At 53.7% G+C, this 17,249-nt stretch carries 16 protein-coding genes; 13 read left to right on the top strand and 3 right to left on the bottom strand.

The features are described 5' to 3' along the window. Positions 1-38: 38 nt before the first annotated feature. From HMPREF9412_RS18125 to HMPREF9412_RS18110, 4 genes are read left to right on the top strand one after another with little or no spacing between them, the layout of a single operon-like run. Entirely contained in the window at positions 39-1,091 is a 1,053-nt protein-coding gene (locus tag HMPREF9412_RS18125) for a LacI family DNA-binding transcriptional regulator (protein WP_009593142.1), read from the top strand. A 25-nt stretch (positions 1,092-1,116) separates the two neighbouring features. Continuing rightward, positions 1,117-2,277 (top strand): Gfo/Idh/MocA family protein, encoded by a 1,161-nt coding sequence (locus tag HMPREF9412_RS18120; RefSeq protein WP_009593136.1) that lies wholly within the window; start codon positions 1,117-1,119, stop codon positions 2,275-2,277. Between the two features lie 53 nt (positions 2,278-2,330). After that, positions 2,331-3,062: a ThuA domain-containing protein gene (locus tag HMPREF9412_RS18115; RefSeq protein WP_009593144.1), complete on the top strand. Its 732-nt coding sequence runs from the start codon at positions 2,331-2,333 to the stop codon at positions 3,060-3,062. A 21-nt stretch (positions 3,063-3,083) separates the two neighbouring features. Continuing rightward, positions 3,084-4,190, top strand: coding sequence for a Gfo/Idh/MocA family protein (locus HMPREF9412_RS18110; protein ID WP_009593140.1), 1,107 nt, complete (start codon positions 3,084-3,086; stop codon positions 4,188-4,190). Positions 4,191-4,326: 136 nt separating this feature from the next. Here the strand turns inward: HMPREF9412_RS18110 and HMPREF9412_RS18105 are convergent, their stop codons facing one another. Together HMPREF9412_RS18105 and HMPREF9412_RS18100 are read right to left on the bottom strand one after the other, a co-directional pair. Further along, positions 4,327-4,998 carry a pentapeptide repeat-containing protein gene (locus HMPREF9412_RS18105; RefSeq protein ID WP_009593135.1) on the bottom strand — a complete coding sequence of 224 codons (672 nt, stop codon included), beginning with the start codon at positions 4,996-4,998 and terminating at the stop codon, positions 4,327-4,329. 88 nt (positions 4,999-5,086) lie between these two features. Then, the gene (locus HMPREF9412_RS18100) at positions 5,087-6,919 is read right to left on the bottom strand and encodes a DUF2334 domain-containing protein (RefSeq protein WP_009593115.1); all 1,833 of its coding nucleotides are present in this window, start codon (positions 6,917-6,919) and stop codon (positions 5,087-5,089) included. A 179-nt stretch (positions 6,920-7,098) separates the two neighbouring features. Between HMPREF9412_RS18100 and HMPREF9412_RS18095 the strand changes: the two genes are divergently transcribed. The 3 genes from HMPREF9412_RS18095 to HMPREF9412_RS18085 all read left to right on the top strand — a co-directional run bounded on the left by HMPREF9412_RS18095 (position 7,099) and on the right by HMPREF9412_RS18085 (position 9,259). Then, a complete protein-coding gene (locus HMPREF9412_RS18095; RefSeq protein ID WP_009593119.1) occupies positions 7,099-7,626 on the top strand; it encodes a GNAT family N-acetyltransferase in 528 nt (175 codons plus the stop codon). A gap of 105 nt (positions 7,627-7,731) precedes the next feature. After that, a complete protein-coding gene (locus tag HMPREF9412_RS18090) occupies positions 7,732-8,817 on the top strand; it encodes a redoxin domain-containing protein (protein WP_009593147.1) in 1,086 nt (361 codons plus the stop codon). A 100-nt stretch (positions 8,818-8,917) separates the two neighbouring features. Further along, positions 8,918-9,259, top strand: a complete 342-nt coding sequence (locus tag HMPREF9412_RS18085; RefSeq protein ID WP_009593131.1) for a hypothetical protein — start codon at positions 8,918-8,920, stop codon at positions 9,257-9,259. Positions 9,260-9,356: 97 nt separating this feature from the next. Here HMPREF9412_RS18085 and HMPREF9412_RS18080 read toward each other — a convergent pair whose 3' ends face one another. Then, positions 9,357-10,250 (bottom strand): hypothetical protein, encoded by an 894-nt coding sequence (locus HMPREF9412_RS18080; RefSeq protein ID WP_009593148.1) that lies wholly within the window; start codon positions 10,248-10,250, stop codon positions 9,357-9,359. Positions 10,251-10,609: 359 nt separating this feature from the next. Between HMPREF9412_RS18080 and HMPREF9412_RS18070 the strand changes: the two genes are divergently transcribed. The 6 genes from HMPREF9412_RS18070 to HMPREF9412_RS18045 all read left to right on the top strand — a co-directional run bounded on the left by HMPREF9412_RS18070 (position 10,610) and on the right by HMPREF9412_RS18045 (position 17,191). After that, positions 10,610-11,455, top strand: coding sequence for a WXG100 family type VII secretion target (locus tag HMPREF9412_RS18070; RefSeq protein WP_009593111.1), 846 nt, complete (start codon positions 10,610-10,612; stop codon positions 11,453-11,455). A 17-nt stretch (positions 11,456-11,472) separates the two neighbouring features. Beyond that, the gene (locus tag HMPREF9412_RS18065; RefSeq protein ID WP_009593141.1) at positions 11,473-11,673 is read left to right on the top strand and encodes a hypothetical protein; all 201 of its coding nucleotides are present in this window, start codon (positions 11,473-11,475) and stop codon (positions 11,671-11,673) included. Between the two features lie 5 nt (positions 11,674-11,678). Beyond that, a complete protein-coding gene (locus HMPREF9412_RS18060) occupies positions 11,679-12,005 on the top strand; it encodes a DUF4176 domain-containing protein (RefSeq protein ID WP_009593138.1) in 327 nt (108 codons plus the stop codon). Between the two features lie 201 nt (positions 12,006-12,206). Next, entirely contained in the window at positions 12,207-14,276 is a 2,070-nt protein-coding gene (locus HMPREF9412_RS18055) for a bifunctional rhamnulose-1-phosphate aldolase/short-chain dehydrogenase (protein WP_009593137.1), read from the top strand. Positions 14,277-14,384: 108 nt separating this feature from the next. Beyond that, positions 14,385-15,650 carry an L-rhamnose isomerase gene (rhaA, locus tag HMPREF9412_RS18050; protein ID WP_009593108.1) on the top strand — a complete coding sequence of 422 codons (1,266 nt, stop codon included), beginning with the start codon at positions 14,385-14,387 and terminating at the stop codon, positions 15,648-15,650. A 71-nt stretch (positions 15,651-15,721) separates the two neighbouring features. Beyond that, positions 15,722-17,191 (top strand): rhamnulokinase, encoded by a 1,470-nt coding sequence (locus HMPREF9412_RS18045; protein ID WP_009593130.1) that lies wholly within the window; start codon positions 15,722-15,724, stop codon positions 17,189-17,191. The last annotated feature ends 58 nt before the right edge of the window (positions 17,192-17,249 follow it).

Below are 17,249 nucleotides of genomic sequence, written 5' to 3'. Positions count from 1 at the left end.
AGAAAATGTACGCGCGTACATAAATTTCAGGAGGCTTGATGATTATCGCTAGTCGTAAAGAGGTAGCACAGCTGGCCGGCGTTTCGGAAGCAACGGTATCCCGCGTCCTGAACGGGGTCGGGCCGATCAAGGAGGAGACCAAGCAGCGCGTGCTGGAAGCGGCGGATCGGCTTGGATATACCCCAAGCGCGCTAGCCCGAAGTTTTGCGCGGCGCAGGAGCGGTAATCTTGGTGTGGTTATGCCTTACCTGCCGAAAGCTCGCATATTCTCCGCCTATTATTTTTCGGAGATCCTAAGCGGTATCGGCAGTAAGGCGCTGGAGAGCAAGCATGACCTGTTGATGCTGTTCCGTGAACCCGGCGGTTCGATGGATTACTTGAACCTGTTTCGTACCCAGAAGGTGGATGCCTGCATCATTCTCGGCGCCCGGGACGATGAAGGCGAGCGCGCAGCCATCCAACAGCTGAGTGAAGCGGACCGCCCTTATTGCCTTATTAATCAATACTTTGACGGCGAGGCGTTTCATGTCATGGATGCGGATCATGTTGAAGGCAGCTATCAAGCCGTTCATCACTTGATCGGGCAGGGGTTCCGGCAGATTGCTTTTCTTAATGGCCCGCCCCAGTATTCCAACAGTCGCGACCGGCTGAAGGGGTACACCCGGGCACTGAACGAAGCGGGAATCAAGCCGGATGAATCCTTGCTGTTCGAGGGCAACTTCAGCCGCAAGAGCGGGTATGCCGCAGCCGAGCTAATCGCCGGGAAGCTGGACCGGATCGAAGCGGTGTTTGCGGCCAATGACCGCATGGCGATCGGATTGCAGCAGGGCCTGCGCGCGTTAGGTATTGCAGAAGATCGAATGCCTGCCTTTGTCGGTTATGACGACTCGGAGGCTGCAGAGCTCTGCACCCCGTCGCTTACCAGCGTAAGAGTTCCTTTCTATGAACTGGGGTGTCTTGCCGCGGAGCATGTGCTCCGCCTGCTGGACGACTCCGATTCGCCGGACGGCAGCGGATCGAACGCCGCGCTGCATCGGCAGCTGCCTACTCGCCTAGTGGTCCGCGCATCTTCGCTTCATCGAAATCAATGAACCCTTATTCAAGGAGGAATGAAAGATGAAACAATTACGTGTCGGCATGATCGGATATAAATTCATGGGCAAAGCCCACAGCAACGCATATCGAAGCCTTCCGATGTTTTTTCCGAAGGCGCTGAAGCCTGAAATGGTGGCAATCTGCGGCCGCAATGCGTCGGCCGTGCAGGAAGCGGCGGATCAGCTGGGCTGGCGTGAAAGCGTTACCGATTGGAAACAGCTCGTGAATCGGGAGGATATCGATCTGATCGATATCAATGCTCCAAGCGACGCCCATAAGGAAATTGCCATGGCCGCGGCGAAGGCCGGCAAGCATATTTTTTGTGAGAAGCCGCTTGCGCTGACCTTGGCCGACGCCAGAGAGATGCTGCAGGCTGCGGAAGATGCGGGAGTTACCCATATGGTCGGATTTAACTACAGATTTTCTCCGGCCGTAAGACTGGCCAAGAAATTGATTGACAGCGGCAGATTGGGCCAGATCTATCACTTCCGTGCCTGGTTTCTGCAGGACTGGATCATGGACCCGCAGTTCCCGCTGGTATGGCGGTTACAGAAGGAAGTGGCCGGCTCCGGCTCGCACGGGGATCTGGGCGCTCACCTGATCGACCTCGCGCATTATCTGGTCGGGGATATGCAGGAAGTAATCGGGATGAGCGAGACCTTCATCAAGGAGCGTCCCATTGCCAGCGAGATGACCGGATTAAGCGCAAAAGGAAGCGAAGGCGGCCCCATGGGCCAAGTTACGGTAGACGACGCTACGTTATTCATGACCCGCTTCGAGAATGGGGCGCTGGGCAGCTTCGAGGCCACGCGGTTTGCCGCGGGACACCGCAGCACCAATTCCTTCGAGATCAACGGCAGCTTGGGCAGCGTGAAATTTGATTTTGAACGGATGAACGAACTGGAGGTTTACTTCACGACCGACGATGAGGACGTTCAGGGCTTCCGCCGGGTACTGGCTACCGATCCCGTACACGATTATATGGAAGCATGGTGGCCGCCGGGGCATACGATCGGTTTCGAACACACCTTTACGCATGAAATCCTGGAGCTGTCGAACGCGATTTCGGAAGGACGGCAGCCCGTGCCTAATTTCGCGGACGGCGTAAAATGCCAAGCCGTCCTGGAAGCCGTGGATAAATCGATTGAAGAACGCCGCTGGGTGCAGCTGTCTGAAATGTAATCATAGTCATTCGGCCAGGGCTTGGCCGGACACATAAAAAAGGAGTGCTACGCATGAAAAAGGCTTTAATCGTATGGGGCGGCTGGGACGGACACGAGCCGGAGCAGGTTGCCGGCATTTTCGCGGAATTGCTTCGGGGCGAGCAGTATGAAGTGGAAGTATCCGACACGCTGGATGCATTTAACGATGCCGAGAAGCTGCAGGCTTTGGATCTGATCGTGCCGGTATGGACGATGGGCGAAATATCGAAGAAGCAAGTGGAGAACGTATCGCTTGCGGTGCAGAAGGGAACCGGCTTGGCCGGCTGTCATGGCGGGATGTGCGATTCTTTCCGCAATAATGTGGATTGGCAGTTCATGACGGGTGGAAACTGGGTTGCGCATCCGGGGAACGACGGAGTGGAGTACCGGGTCGAGATCAAATCCAGCTCTAGTCCGCTTGTGGAAGGGCTGCAGGATTTCACCGTGGCATCCGAGCAGTATTATCTGCATGTGGATCCGGCCGTCGAAGTGCTGGCCACCACCCGTTTTCCGGTTGCGGCAGGACCGCATCTGCTGAACAAAGCGGTTGACATGCCGGTGGCGTGGACGAAGCGCTGGGGATACGGACGGGTCTATTACAATTCGCTGGGTCATCATGCAGATATCGTCGACATGCCGCAGGTGAAGGAAATGATGCGGAGAGGACTGCTGTGGGCCGCCGAGGGCAAGTCATTGTATGCCGGCTCGGACATGAGTTTCTTTACCGAAGGTCAGGGCTACACAGGCATGGGAGACAGCCAATAAAGGCAGAAGGAGACTGGGATCATGAAGAAGGTAAAGGTAGGCATTATCGGCTGCGGTAAAATCAGCGGCATTTATATGGAAAACTGCCACAAGTTCGACATCCTGGAGCTGACGGCCTGTGCGGATATCGATCGAGCCCGTGCCGAGGAACAGGCCGTCAAATATAATATCCCGAATGTTTATACCACCGAGGAGCTGCTCGCGGACCCGGAAATTGAGCTGGTCATTAATCTGACGATTCCTGCCCTTCATGCGCAAATTATGCTGGATGCATTGGAAGCCGGCAAGCATGTGTACGTCGAGAAGCCGCTGGGCGTAACCCGGGAAGAGGGCAGAGCGGTGTTGGACATGGCAGCAGCCAAAGGGCTGCTGGTAGGATGCGCGCCCGAGACATTCCTTGGAGCCGGTATCCAAACGGCCCTGAAGCTGATTGAGGATGGACGTATCGGCAAGCCGATCGCAGCAACCGCATTCATGATGAGCCGCGGACATGAGCATTGGCATCCGGATCCGGAATTTTATTATGCCGCCGGCGGCGGGCCAATGTTTGACATGGGGCCTTACTACCTGACGGCACTGGTCCAATTGCTGGGACCGATCCGTGGCATTAGCGGAATGACCGGCGCTGCGCTCGCGGAGCGGACCATTACCAGCGAGAAGAAGCAAGGGCAGAAGATTAAGGTAGACATTCCTACGCATGTAGCCGGACTTATCGATTTTCAGAATGGAGCCATCGGCACGCTGATTACGAGTTTCGATGTTTTTGGAGGCAGCACGCTTCCTAATATTGAAATTTACGGCACCAAGGGTACGCTTCTCGTTCCGGATCCCAACACCTTCGGCGGGCCGGTAAAATACCGATTGACCGGCGAAACCGAGTGGACGGAAGAACCGCTGCTGCCTGGATACAACGAGAATACCAGAGGCATCGGTCCCGCCGATATGGCTTATGCCATTCGGAGCGGAAGAGCTCATCGGGCGAGCGGCGAGCTTGCCTATCATGTGCTTGAAGCCATGTGGGGGTTCCATGATGCTTCCGATGACGGCAAACGGTATGAGATGTCCAGCACCTGCGGCATTCCGGCACCGCTTCCGCTTGATTTGCCGAAGTATACCCTGGATCAATAATATTGCGTTACATGTTCATAGCGGCTTACCCCAAAGGTCAACTGGACCCGGGGTAAGCCGCTTTACACTGTGTCGGGAACTCTATATCGCACCTGGCTAACCTGTCTATTCCGAACTGGAATGGAGCGACAAGAGGTTATTCTTTTACGACAAGCCCGAATATTTTGGTTAGCGGGATGGCTTGATGCGGCGAAATAATGCAACCTTGAAGATCTTCCAGGGTCGCGCCGATATGATGGAAGTCCGTTCGGCTTAGATCGATTCCCGCAAGCTTCGTGCCGGAGAACTGCGATTGATCGATCTGGCAGTCCAACAACTCTACCTTGCTTAACTCGGAATGATAAAAATCCGATTTGACGAGCGATGTCGATTGGAAGGATACCTGTTTCATGTTGGCAAACCGGAACGTGGCATAGTCGCCCGTACAATGATCGAATACGACATTACGGATGGTGGCGGCCGTCAGGTCGAGCCCCAATATTTTGCAATGATTAAATTGTACCCGATACATGATGGCCTCGCTGAGATCAACATTGGACAAGTCGCAGTGGTTGAACACGAGGTCTGTCAGCTCGGCATGATGGAGCGTGACGTGTTGGAACGTTACGTTATCAAAGATCATTTGGTCGAACTGAACCTTGTTGGCCGTAACATAGACAAGCGTCTCGTCCTGACAAGCGGATTGAACGAACGAGGATTCGTCGTCAATGCCGGCATCGGACAGGATCACAGGCTCAAGCTGCTTGGGGAGCTTCGGTTTCACGATTTTGATCGGTGCCGCTGAACCGGCCGTATTGGGTGGTGCCATGATTTTTTCCTCCAAACATAGGAATAAGGATTGAAATATAACTTAACAGAACAAACCGCATAGGTTTGAATAGAAGTATAACATGTACTTATCCCATTGTCCGGTCCCTCGAATTGATGGCGGCGTCCAGGGTTCCGCCGTGCCGATTCGGGGACCATGCCAGCAGACTGACGCGGCTGTTGCCTGATAGATCAGCAAGAAAAGGCGTCGTCTGTTCTCCGGCAGCCCATGGCCCATAACATTCCTCCTGCCGCCCGAAGGCTGTTCCCGAGCTGTACAGGATGAACCATTTCCCTGAAGCAGGTTGAACGAGAACCAAATCTTCCAGCCCGTCTCCATCGACATCCCCTAACACCACGGACAGTGGCGAACCCAAGGGATCCTTGGCGGAATACCAAACGCCGGCATGCCGAAGCCGTGTACCGCTGCTTAGCCAGACCTGACATGCTCCGGAGGCGGAGTTCCACACCACCAGATCATCCAGGCCATCGCCATTTACATCTCCGATGCACGGTATCATATCATTGCTCTGTACGGAAACCTCATGTTGAATAAGGGGAGGAGAAAAGCCCTCCCCGGAACTGTAGGCGATGGCGGCTTTACCGGTGGCGTCATCCCATAGAAATAAATCATCTCTGCCGTCCCCGTCAAAATCTCCCGTTAAGGATTTCCAATTCAGGGCTCCGGGAGCGGACAGCCAAATCCCGTCAGGTGCCATACGGCTGCTGCCGGCGCCCAAGGCAACATGGCATATCCCAAGCTCTGCATGCCATACAGCCGTATCGATGAAGCCGTCCCCGTCGAAATCGCCTGTCATCGCGGTACCGCTAAGGGTTGGCGGCCAATCGGCCAATAACGGACGTATCGAATGTATGCCGTTATGGATTCGGAGGGGAGATCGGATCGCAAGATCCATGGCGTACCAAATGTTGCTGGCCTCGTCCCGAATGATCCAGCGGTTTGGGAGCTTGTTTCTTTTGGCGTGCAGAAACTTGGGACGCTTCATGCTCAACCTGTCCGACAGCCGGGTCTCCCTGAAATCCGGTATGAAGGGGAGAATGGAGGTTAAGGATACAAACGATTTACGCTCCCTCTCGAAGAACCGAAGGATCCGTCTGAGCGGCGAATCTTCGTCATAATGCACGGTACCGTCATCAAGGAATCGGATATAAGGAAATTCAAGATAAGGGTGGTAAAAGAACGAGGCCAGTTCGCGTTCACCCGTGAAATCTTTTAAAGTCCGTTCCATGCGAGCAACTTCGGCTTCGATGTTATCGCCTGAAACATAATAAAGCGGCGTGGGTACATAGATCGTTCCGTTCGTCGACGGATCGTCCGGGTTGTGCCGGAGCACGGCTGTCTTCGCATTCGGTTCGTCCGGCGGAGATTCGTACAGGACCCCGTTGCAGATCTCGATGATCTGCCGCTGAACAGGCGATGCGGCATAATGCGGCGTCTCGAACCAGGCGGCGGTAAAGCCCGCCGTTTGGAACGCTTGATGCCCCAGCTGAACCCGCCGATAGGCATAGGATTGCTGCAGCTGCAGGAGCGAAGTCACAGCCTCAGGGGGATCTTCCGGCGGACAATCGGCGGTGCATTCCGAATATGCGAATTCGAATCCGTCGCCGCTTGCCGATCCCCCGTACTGATGCGTATAGCCGTGAATGCCAAGCGAGGCGCCGAGCGCTGCCATCGTGCGGAGCAGCCGAACAAACCGAAGGGAAGCATCATCCTGCAGGTCCGTTATCGAACGGTCCGTATGTTGCGCCGGATCAACATATCGGGGAATAACGGCCAGATGAAAGGGGATTTGCAGCTGGTGCAGGAATCTTGCGATGACAAGCAGCTTCGCTTGTTGTTCTTCCGTCCCGTACCATCCGCCAGGTCCGATATCTTCAAGCCGTATCATTGCTTTATTCATGAACAAGCCCTCCTTTCACGGGCAGCCTTAGGGTCATCGCGAAATCCTGATAATTTTATTTATGCTAGTGGTGGGCTTAGCGTCATAAGGGATGAAGCAAACAATGATAAAAAGAGGATCTTCGAGCCTCTCCGCGAATACCAAGAGATCAAGAGAGGAACAGGAGGAAGTGTAAGACCATGCAGATTCGAATTGCAAATGAGCATGATGCCGAAGGCATTGCTAGCGTACATGTAAACAGCTGGAGAACGACGTACAGGGGGATCGTCGATGATGACTTTCTGCAGAAGCTTTCCATTGCGGACCGCGTAGAAGGCTGGCGCAGGAAGCTTGCCAATATGCCCGAAGACGAACAGCTACTGGTTATTTCAGACGAACATGGCGAGGTTTACGGGTTTATGTCGTACGGGACGGAGCGAGAGCAGAAGATCTCCCATGAAGGAGAACTCTACGCAATCTATCTCTTGGAAGAAATTCAAGGGCAGGGATGGGGAAAACGGCTATTTGCCAGGTTGAAGGAATTTCTGCAAACGAGAGGATATCGTTCGTTGTCGGTTTGGGTGCTGGTAGGCAATAAAGCCGAGCAATTTTATCGATATATGGGAGCTCAAGAGCTGAAGCAAAAAGAGATTGTCATTGGGGGAAAAAGACACACCGAATTGGCATTGCTTTGGAGCTCCCTTGACCAAATACGATCATCCTCCTAAAGGTCTTCGCTTGGTTTTACATTAATGAGAGAATCCACTATGATGGAGATATACCCCGGCGGGTAAATCGTTTTTGCATTTTGCCGCACTATAGGAGGTTCGCATTTGAGTATTATTCCGATAGGCCCGTTGATGATTCGAGCCGATATTGTCATATTTCTGATCTGCGCGGCGGCCGGTTTCGTCGCACTTCGCCTTCGTTTGCGTCACACGAAGCAGCGGGAATGGATCCTGGACACCTATTTATCCGTCATCATCATAGGATTTCTCTCATGGAAATTCGGGATGCTGGTATTTGATCCGATCCGCACCCTCCAGCATCCGACCTCGCTGATCTACATGACGGGGGGAGTCAGAGGCTTATGGCTCGGGGTTATTCTTGCTATCGTCTATGCTGTACTTCGTTGGAACAGGAAAAGGGAAGAACCGGGACTGCTGCTGAAATCGGCGCTGTTATCGGCCTTTGCAAGCGGAACGGCAGGGTACCTGTTTCATTGGCTATGGGCGGACGGCGCGCGAGCAACGACTTCTTTATTCTATGTTCTGCTGTTCGGCGTCTTACTGACGGTCACCTGGCTTCGCTTCAAGGCGCCGCTGTCTCAATTCCTTACGCTGGGATTAGGAAAAAACAGGGCAGTCCTTGTTGTGATGGCGGCTCTCTTCGCCTGGGTCATCTATGATTTCGCTTCGGACACGGCCAGCGAGCAGGAAGCAGCCGCACCGTCCCACCAAGAGGGGAGCCAGGAAATCGCAGCGGAAGGCTTGAAGCCTGGGCTTCGCGCGCCGGATTTCACGCTGACCGATTCAGAAGGCAGGGAGATTAAGCTGTCCGATTACCGCGGGCAAACCGTACTCCTTAATTTTTGGGCTTCCTGGTGTCCGCCTTGCAAGGTCGAAATGCCTTATATGCAGGATTTTTACGAGAAACATCAGGATGACGACGTTATCATACTGGCCGTCAATATGACCCATCTGGAAAAAAGCAAGAGCGAAGTACAGTCTTTTGTTGAGAAGAACGGCATCACCTTTCCCATCCTGTACGACCAGCATGGTGAGAACACCGGGCGGTACGAGGTGGTGGCTTATCCGACCACCTACGTCATTTCGCCTGGCGGCATCGTATCCGAAAGGTTTCAAGGCGCGATCGACGAAGATATCATGGCCAGAGCTTACCGCAAGGCTAGCGATTAAGTAAGGTTAATGGCGGAATTTTGGTTGCGTGGACTTCTATCTCTGCCGCCTTCTCCCCAGGAGGAATATAATACACAAACGCTTGGGAGGGGGAGAAGGATTGCAGCCAATACCAATTTCGGCAGAAGGATGCAAAGGTTACGTCGGCAAAACCGTTTGCGCTGTCATGCATGATGGAAGAGAAGTCGTGGGGACGATTCGCGGTGTACATGATCGGGGTCTTGAACTCGAATTTGCGAACCCATCCGCATATATATTGTCCGCCAAAGGGAAAAAGGGCAGAAAATCTTCGAAGTCGACCAAAGGCGGTGCACAAACGTCCGCTTTTGGACCGTACGGCTACGGCGGTTTTGGACCATATGGAGGCTACGGTTTCGCAGGCAATGTGCTTGCTTGGGAAGCCATTGCCTTGTTGTTCCTCATTCCGTTTTTATTTATCTAAACCCACATCAGGATATGGATCAATGGATCAAGGCCAGCAGTTATCGATGAGACAGTCGGGGAAGGTTCCCCATACTGTCTCTTTTTCTATGTCCAATTTATAAATTTCGCGTGGATTGGGTACGGTTGAAAGGTTCGGCGGATGCATCGGATTGACTGATCAGCCATATCACAGGCGTGAAGGCAACGAGAAAACAGCTGCCGGCCAGAATCGGGAGCAAGGACCATTCCGCCAAGGAGTAACCGAGAAGCGTCTGCCATCCAATGGCGATCAGTCCGAATAAATAGGCGAGACCGCTGATATGGATGATTATCGGTTTGACGGCAGCATTGACGGATTTTCTCATGGACAGCCAGGCCACCAAAGGAATGGCTTGCAGTGCATGAAACCCAAGTCCGTGCAGCCAAATGATATTGCCGTCGATCCCGGTGAAACGACCCGCGTTGATGGAAATCCAGATGCCTGCCGCAAAAGATACCAGCACCGAGATCATGGCATAACGGATGCCGAGACCAAGCTCCGGATGGGCCTCTATTACACGCTTGCGGAAATATTGAGCCCCCAGGATCAGGTAGAACACGATGAGCAGAAGCGCAACGGCAGGAAAAATCGTGGAGATGACATGATCGAAGGATGAACCGTTCTGAACGAACCTCGGATCAACGCCGCGGAAATGTTGTACGGTCTCGGCGAAGTAGGAGAACAACACAAGGGGAATATAACAGCAGCGGTAGATCGATTGGCTTCGCGGCCGCATGCCGGAAACCGGTAGAATGCTTGCGGTGGATAGGATGAATATTCCCAGGGCCGCGTTGAAGGAAAAGGCTTTGGAGACATCTCCGTCCGGCGAGACGGGTCCGCCATGGAGCAATACCCATACCCCGCAAATTCCGGCCAGCAAAAAGCCGAGCAGACCCGTCAGCATGAGCCATGTCTCCTGTTTATACAGCCGGTATGCCCCGCTGGCCGCTTCGCGTGCAAGTTGGTTCATAATGAATACCCTCTTTCGGAAAGATGAATTGTTTCTAATGTACAAGAGAACGGGAGCTGCTTTAACGGGCTGGGGATGTAATGGGCACCGTACCCCGGAATGATTTCATGGCTGGGCTTAAGCCGGGGATGAGATGTCTGTTCATCCGCATGGGGGATGAGGAGGCCAGTGCTTTTTTACTAGATCGGGACCTGATGAAAATGAATCCTTCGCTTGATTGTCCCTTTCCTGTATACCTACTAAAATTGAAAAATGTGGTTATTCGCTTGGTAGATCGGTTAAATAGTTTATGGAATTGAAATTTGTTGCTAGACTGCCTGAAGAAGCAGGGCGGCGAGACAGAAGGGGCGTCCGTATTTATGTCCAATCGAATATTAGTTACACCCGAGCGGCTGGAGCAGGTATCCTCGCAATTTGCCCAATCAGGGCAACTTAGCGGCGATATGGTGCAGCGGCTCCAGCGAAGCATTCACGAAATGGAAGGTCAGTGGGAAGGGATGACCCGCGAGCGGTTTTACGGGGATTATCAGCATGCCAGGACGACCATGCTCAAGTTCGTGGAGTGCTTGCAAACGATATCCGCCGAGCTGAAGCAAATATCCGTCAAATTCCGTTCCACGGATGAAATGGTGAACGGTGCTGCAGCTGGAGGAGCCTTAGCAGGCGCGGGCATTATGGCCGGGGCGGCAACCGGGGCGGGAGTCGCTGCGGCGGCAGGCGCTGCATCCAAGACTTCCGGCGTGGCCGCTAAATCCTCAAGCAACCCGCTGGACGCAGCGCTCAAAGGAGTAGAAGTGGAAGGCAGCGTAATCAAGCACGAAGAGAATGGACTTTATGCCAAAGCAATAACAGGCAGCGCAGGAGCAAGCTTATCCGAAGGAGCGCATGCCAGCGGGGCTGTTGTTGAAGCAGGCTATGCGAATGATCATGTCGAAGGATCGGTTAGCCTGGTGAAGGCCGAAGTCGAGGCGGCAGTCAAGGACGGTACGCTTAGCGTCGGAGCTGAGGCTACATTAAACAAATATGAGGGCGGCGTGAATATTCCGCTTCCTTGGACGGATAAAGAGCTGCACATCGGAGGTTCCGCTTCACTGGGCGTGCTCGGCGCATCCGCGGAGGTGGGCAAGAGCGGTTTGAAGTTCCACATCCCGTTGGGACCGGGAGCAAGCCTCGTCGGAGTCGGCGGAGCGATCACGGTAAAATAGAAGGGGGCGCACGGCCGATGAGCGACAGACAAAAACGGTTCAAATACATAATGGTGATTATTGCTATCGTCGGCGTTCTGGGCACGGTGATTCCCAATCTGCTGGACACGAGTTACGCGGCAGCGGAAAAAGCCGTCATCTGCCTATCCTTTCTCATTGGAGTACCGCTCGTAGTGTCGATTGTCTATTGGATCGGTAAAAAAATAATGAAGGGTTGATCAACATGGAACAGCATGAGCAAACGGAACAGAAGCTGCTGCCAATCGGATCTGTAGTCAAGTTCAAGGATTGGGACCAGACGCTGATGATCTATGGCCGAATGCAGAACGACTCCAAGACGCTAAAGCGTTGGGATTATGTTGCCTGCTTCTATCCTCACGGAAATCTGACCGCCGATTCCAACATCTTTTTCAACCACAAAGACATCTCGGAAATCGTATTCACGGGCTACGTCAACGAGGAGGAAATTGCATTCCGTGATGCATTGCTGGAAGGAATTGCAAAAGCAGATCAAATGGCAGCCGCGGGTTCCGGCTCTGACCATTCATAAATCATATATAGCAGCTCGGTTCGTAAAGCAGCTCTGACAAGAGCTGCTTTTTTGTTTGTACAGGATTTGCATTTAAAACCAAACAAACAAATACAATATCTTTGTTTATTTTTGAAAATATACTATTCAAAAATAAACGGGCGTGTTAATATGGGAAACAAATGAAAGCAAATTCATATGGTCAATCGGAGGGGAAGCTTCATGGTTCAGAGCTTATGGGAACAATCAAAGGCACAGCAGGCACAAAATACATTGGATGAGCTTGTCTATCGCTCGAATTTGATTGGTGCCGACCGGCGCGTATGCAACTGGGGCGGCGGCAACACATCCAGTAAAACAACGATTCAGGATTTTCGCGGCAACGACGTCGAGGTAATGTACGTGAAAGGCAGCGGATCCGATCTGGCCACCATGAAAGCGGGCAATTTCACAGGCTTGCGCATGGAGGATATCCGGCCGCTGTTCGAACGAGATTCGATGTCGGATGAGGAAATGGTGGCATACCTGGGTCATTGCATGGTAGATGCGAAGCACCCGCGAGCATCCATTGAAACGCTGCTGCACGCGTTCTTGCCGTTTCGGCATGTGGATCATACGCATCCGGATGCCATTATCAGCTTGTGCTGCGCCCATAACGGCAAAGAATTAGCCCGGGAAATTTTCGGCGATCGATTTGTGTGGGTTCCATATGTCCGCCCTGGCTTTACGCTGTCGAAGATGATCGCGGAAGGGGTGCTGGCTAATCCGAACGCCGAGCTTGTGCTCATGGAGAAGCACGGCCTTGTAACCTGGGGCGACACCTCGGAAGCTTGTTACGCACAGACGATTCGCATCATAAGTGAAGCGGAGGCGTTCATTGAAGCCCGAGTGAACAACGACAGACTGTTCGGCGGCCGGAAGCATGCGCCGCTGGCCGCGGAAATCCGCCGGAGCATCGCTGCGGAAGTGATGCCTGCCGTACGCGGAGCCGTTAGCGACGCGAAGAAAATGATCCTGTCCTTCGATGATCAAGATGATGTGCTGGACTTCGTCGGCGGCATCGATTCGCCGAAGCTGTCCCAAGTAGGCGCCGCTTGTCCGGATCATCTGGTTCATACCAAGGTTGTTCCCCTCTTCATCGATTGGACGCCGAACGCTGAAGATATCGAAGGCCTTAAGGCGAAGCTCATCGAGGGTATTGCGGCATACAAAGCGCAGTATCAAGCCTATTTTGAACGCAACCATCATGAAGGCGACGTCATGTTCGAAGCGGCTCCGCGCGTCATCCTGATTCCTGGAATCGGAATGATCAACACCGGCAAGAGCTGGGCGATGTCGCAAGTCAGCGGCGCCTTGTATCATCGGGCAATCGCGGTCATGCGCGGCGCAACAGCGCTCGGCGACTTCGTATCCCTGAGCGAGAACGAATCCTACAACGTGGAGTATTGGCCGCTGGAGCTGTATAAATTGAGCCTTGCACCGGCCGAAGCGGAGTTTTCGCGGCAGATTGCTTTTATCACCGGGGGAGCCGGGGGGATCGGCAGTGCCGCGGCGCGCAGGCTGGTAGCCGAAGGAGCCCATGTCGTGCTGGCGGACTTAAATCTCGAAGGCGCGCAGCAGGTTGCCGAGGAAATCAATGCAAAGTACGGGGAGAATCGGGCATTTGCTGTTAAAATGGACGTAACCGACGAAGAGGCCGTGCAGCGCGCCTATCGCGAAACCTCCGTAACTTATGGCGGTGTCGATATTATCGTGAACAATGCGGGCCTTGCAACGTCCAGCCCGTTTGACGAGACGTCTCTAAAGGAATGGAACCTGAACATGAACGTGCTGGGCACAGGTTATTTCCTCGTGGCCAGAGAAGCCTTCTCCTTGATGAAGGTACAGGGGATTGGCGGGAGCATGGTGTTTATCGGATCGAAGAACTCCGTTTATGCCGGTAAAAATGTGACCGCATACAGCTCCGCGAAAGCGCTCGAGGCGCATTTGGCCCGCTGCATCGCTGCTGAGGGCGGGGAATACGGCATCCGAGTGAATACGATCCTGCCTGACGCGATATTGCAAGGCTCTGCGATCTGGAACTCGAACTGGAGAAACGAGCGGGCTGCAGCCTACGGGATCGAACCGGATCAGCTGGAAGAGCACTATCGGAAACGCACGACACTGCTCGTGAACATCTACCCGCAGGACATTGCCGAAGGCATTGCTTACTTTGCTTCGTCCAAATCATCGAAGACGACCGGCTGCATGCTCACGATTGACGGTGGAGTGCCGGCAGCGTTTACTCGTTAGTCGAATGAATGAGTAACAGACCTAATGCAAGGAATCAAGATTTCTTATTAAGATGGGGCGCTGGGTTGATGCAACCCGGCTGTCCTCATTCATATGGGAGGATATGCGATGAGGCAGGATGTTGCAAGGAACTTTGAGGAAGCTAAACAGCTTTATGGGCAGCATGGCATCGATGTGGACCAAATCTTGACGGAACTTGAGCGCATCAAAATCTCCATCCATTGCTGGCAGGGAGATGATGTTCGCGGATTCCTGTTCCGTGATCAGGACCTGTCCGGCGGCATTTCCGTGACCGGGGAATATCCCGGGGCAGCCGAAACGCCGGACCAGCTGAGGGCCGACCTGGAAAAAGCGTTGTCGCTCATTCCCGGATCCCACAAAGTGAATCTCCACGCGATTTATGCGGATACCGACGAGTCCGTTGATTTGGATCAGCTGGAGCCGAGGCACTTCCAGTCCTGGGTGGATTGGGCCAAGGAGCAGGGGATCGGACTCGATTTTAATCCTACCTGCTTCTCCCATGACAAGTCGAAGGACGGGTTTACGCTGAGTCATGCCGACCCGGCGATCCGTCAATTTTGGGTTGATCATTGCAAGGCTTCGCGAAGAATCGGGGCATATTTCGGAGAACAGCTGGGTCAGACCTGCGTGACGAATATTTGGGTCCCTGATGGTTACAAGGATATGCCGGTAGACCGAATGGCACCGAGGCAGCGGCTGAAGGATTCGCTGGACGAGATTTTTGCCGAGGAGATCAATCCGCAATGGAATTTGGATGCCGTCGAGAGCAAGCTGTTCGGGCTCGGCTCCGAAGCCTACGTTGTGGGCTCGCACGAGTTCTACATGGGGTATGGCATTCGGAACAACAAGCTGATCTGCCTGGATGCGGGTCATTTTCATCCAACCGAGAGCATTGCCGGCAAACTGTCGTCGCTCGCCCTTTTCACCGATGGACTTCTCCTTCACGTCAGCCGGCCGATGCGCTGGGACAGCGACCATGTCGTCATCATGGACGATGAGCTGACCGAGATCGGACGCGAACTGGTTCGCAACAATTTGCTGGATGTCACCCATATCGGACTGGACTTCTTCGATGCCAGCATTAACCGCATCGCCGCGTGGGTTATCGGAACCCGCAATACGATCAAGGCGCTGCTGCGTGCCAAGCTTGAACCGGTCGATCGGTTGAAGCAGGCTGAGCTTGAAGGCGATTACACGACCCGCCTGGCGTTGACCGAAGAGTTTAAATCCTATCCGTTTGGAGCGGTGTGGGATTACTACTGCGAACGTTTGGGGGTGCCGGTCAGAGAAGAGTGGCTGTCCGAAGTGAAACAGTACGAACAGGACGTATTGCTGAAGCGTTCGCAGGCATGAGAAGAGATGGAATAGTCATCGGGTTCATGCCCGAACCGTTGATTATGATCTGACAAGGAGGCTGGGGAGCGTTGAGCGTTCTTGCATTTGATTTGGGAGCAAGCAGCGGCCGGGCGATGCTGGGCCAGCTGAACAGCCGCACCATCGGCGTGACGGAAATTCACCGATTCCCGAACGATCCCGTTCGAATCGGCGACCGCTTTCAATGGGATATCTTACGGATCTACCATGAGATGAAACAGGGATTGCTCAAGCTGAAGGGGAAACATCGCCTGCCGTCGAGCATCGGCATTGATACCTGGGCGGTAGATTTCGGTCTCCTGGATCGGAGCGGGGAGCTGCTCATGAATCCGTATCATTATCGGGACACGCACACGGATGGCGTGATGGAACAGGTCTTCCGGGAGCTGACGCCTGGAGAAATTTTTGATCGGACGGGAATTCAATTTCTCTCGTTCAATACGATGTACCAGCTTGCTTCGCTCCAACGGAAGAAACCCTATCTGCTTCAAGAGGCTGAGCGATTCTTAATGATCCCCGATTTGCTGCGCTATTTCTTGACGGGCGAAATGGCGAACGAATTCACGAATGCGACCACGACGCAGCTGTATAACCCGCACTCGGCCAGCTGGGATGATCATATATTAAAATCATTGAAGATCCCTCATGGGTTATTTCATCCAGTGGTTCAACCCGGTACCCATATCGGAGGGTTAAGGCCTGCCGTAACCGAGGAGCTGGGGGTTCCATCCATCCCGCTTTATGCGGTTGCGGAGCATGATACGGCTTCCGCCGTAGTTGCGGTTCCTGCTTTGGAGCGGTCGTTCGCCTATTTGAGCTGCGGCACCTGGTCGTTGATGGGGACCGAGGTCGACCAGCCGGTCATTCATGAACGGGCCCGTCAGCTGAACTTCACGAATGAAGGAGGCGCATACGGCACGTACCGGCTGCTCAAGAACATCATGGGGCTGTGGATCCTGCAGGAATGTCAGCGGACCTGGGGACGGGAAGGGATGTCGTATTCGTATCCCGAATTGGTTCATATGGCGGAATCGGCGCCGGCATTTGCTTGCTTCATCGATCCGGACGATTCCATGTTTCTCCCTGCGGGAGACATGCCGAAACGGGTAAGGGAATATGCGGCCCGAACGAACCAGGGCGTTCCGCAGAACGAGGGCGCGCTTGTGCGCTGCATTATGGAAAGCTTGGCCATGCAATACCGATATGTGCTGGAGCTGACCGAGGAATTGTCCGGACGGAAATTTCAGGGCTTGCATATGGTAGGCGGTGGCATTCATAATGAAACATTATGCCAGTGGACGGCGAACGCCATTGGGAAACCCGTCTGGGCGGGTCCTGCGGAAGGCAGTGCCATCGGCAATATGGCCGTACAGTTCATTGCGCAGGGCGAGCTGTCCGATATATGGGAAGCGCGCGCAGTCATTAGGGAATCCTTCCCGGTCAAGACCTACGAGCCGCAGGATGCTCCCTTATGGGAGGAAGCTTACGGGGTGTTCGGTCTTCGGACCGGGAAGAGATAGAATATACGAACAGTAAGGATGGGCGGTATGATGCTGGTTGCAGAACGATATGAGAAAA

The organism is Paenibacillus sp. HGF5 (assembly GCF_000204455.1).
In the GTDB taxonomy this organism is placed as follows: domain Bacteria; phylum Bacillota; class Bacilli; order Paenibacillales; family Paenibacillaceae; genus Paenibacillus_AQ; species Paenibacillus_AQ lautus_A.
The sequence above is the reverse complement of the archived record's forward strand: the minus strand, read 5'-3'. Positions and strand labels throughout refer to the sequence as shown.

What these genes read in the sequence shown, in the direction of transcription:
- HMPREF9412_RS18125 (WP_009593142.1), top strand. Translation starts at nt 39, where the DNA reads ATGATTATCGCTAGTCGTAAAGAGGTAGCACAGCTGGCCGGCGTTTCG.
- HMPREF9412_RS18120 (WP_009593136.1), top strand. Translation starts at nt 1,117, where the DNA reads ATGAAACAATTACGTGTCGGCATGATCGGATATAAATTCATGGGCAAA.
- HMPREF9412_RS18115 (WP_009593144.1), top strand. Translation starts at nt 2,331, where the DNA reads ATGAAAAAGGCTTTAATCGTATGGGGCGGCTGGGACGGACACGAGCCG.
- HMPREF9412_RS18110 (WP_009593140.1), top strand. Translation starts at nt 3,084, where the DNA reads ATGAAGAAGGTAAAGGTAGGCATTATCGGCTGCGGTAAAATCAGCGGC.
- HMPREF9412_RS18105 (WP_009593135.1), bottom strand. Translation starts at nt 4,998, where the DNA reads ATGGCACCACCCAATACGGCCGGTTCAGCGGCACCGATCAAAATCGTG.
- HMPREF9412_RS18100 (WP_009593115.1), bottom strand. Translation starts at nt 6,919, where the DNA reads ATGAATAAAGCAATGATACGGCTTGAAGATATCGGACCTGGCGGATGG.
- HMPREF9412_RS18095 (WP_009593119.1), top strand. Translation starts at nt 7,099, where the DNA reads ATGCAGATTCGAATTGCAAATGAGCATGATGCCGAAGGCATTGCTAGC.
- HMPREF9412_RS18080 (WP_009593148.1), bottom strand. Translation starts at nt 10,250, where the DNA reads ATGAACCAACTTGCACGCGAAGCGGCCAGCGGGGCATACCGGCTGTAT.
- HMPREF9412_RS18070 (WP_009593111.1), top strand. Translation starts at nt 10,610, where the DNA reads ATGTCCAATCGAATATTAGTTACACCCGAGCGGCTGGAGCAGGTATCC.
- HMPREF9412_RS18065 (WP_009593141.1), top strand. Translation starts at nt 11,473, where the DNA reads ATGAGCGACAGACAAAAACGGTTCAAATACATAATGGTGATTATTGCT.
- HMPREF9412_RS18060 (WP_009593138.1), top strand. Translation starts at nt 11,679, where the DNA reads ATGGAACAGCATGAGCAAACGGAACAGAAGCTGCTGCCAATCGGATCT.
- HMPREF9412_RS18055 (WP_009593137.1), top strand. Translation starts at nt 12,207, where the DNA reads ATGGTTCAGAGCTTATGGGAACAATCAAAGGCACAGCAGGCACAAAAT.
- rhaA (WP_009593108.1), top strand. Translation starts at nt 14,385, where the DNA reads ATGAGGCAGGATGTTGCAAGGAACTTTGAGGAAGCTAAACAGCTTTAT.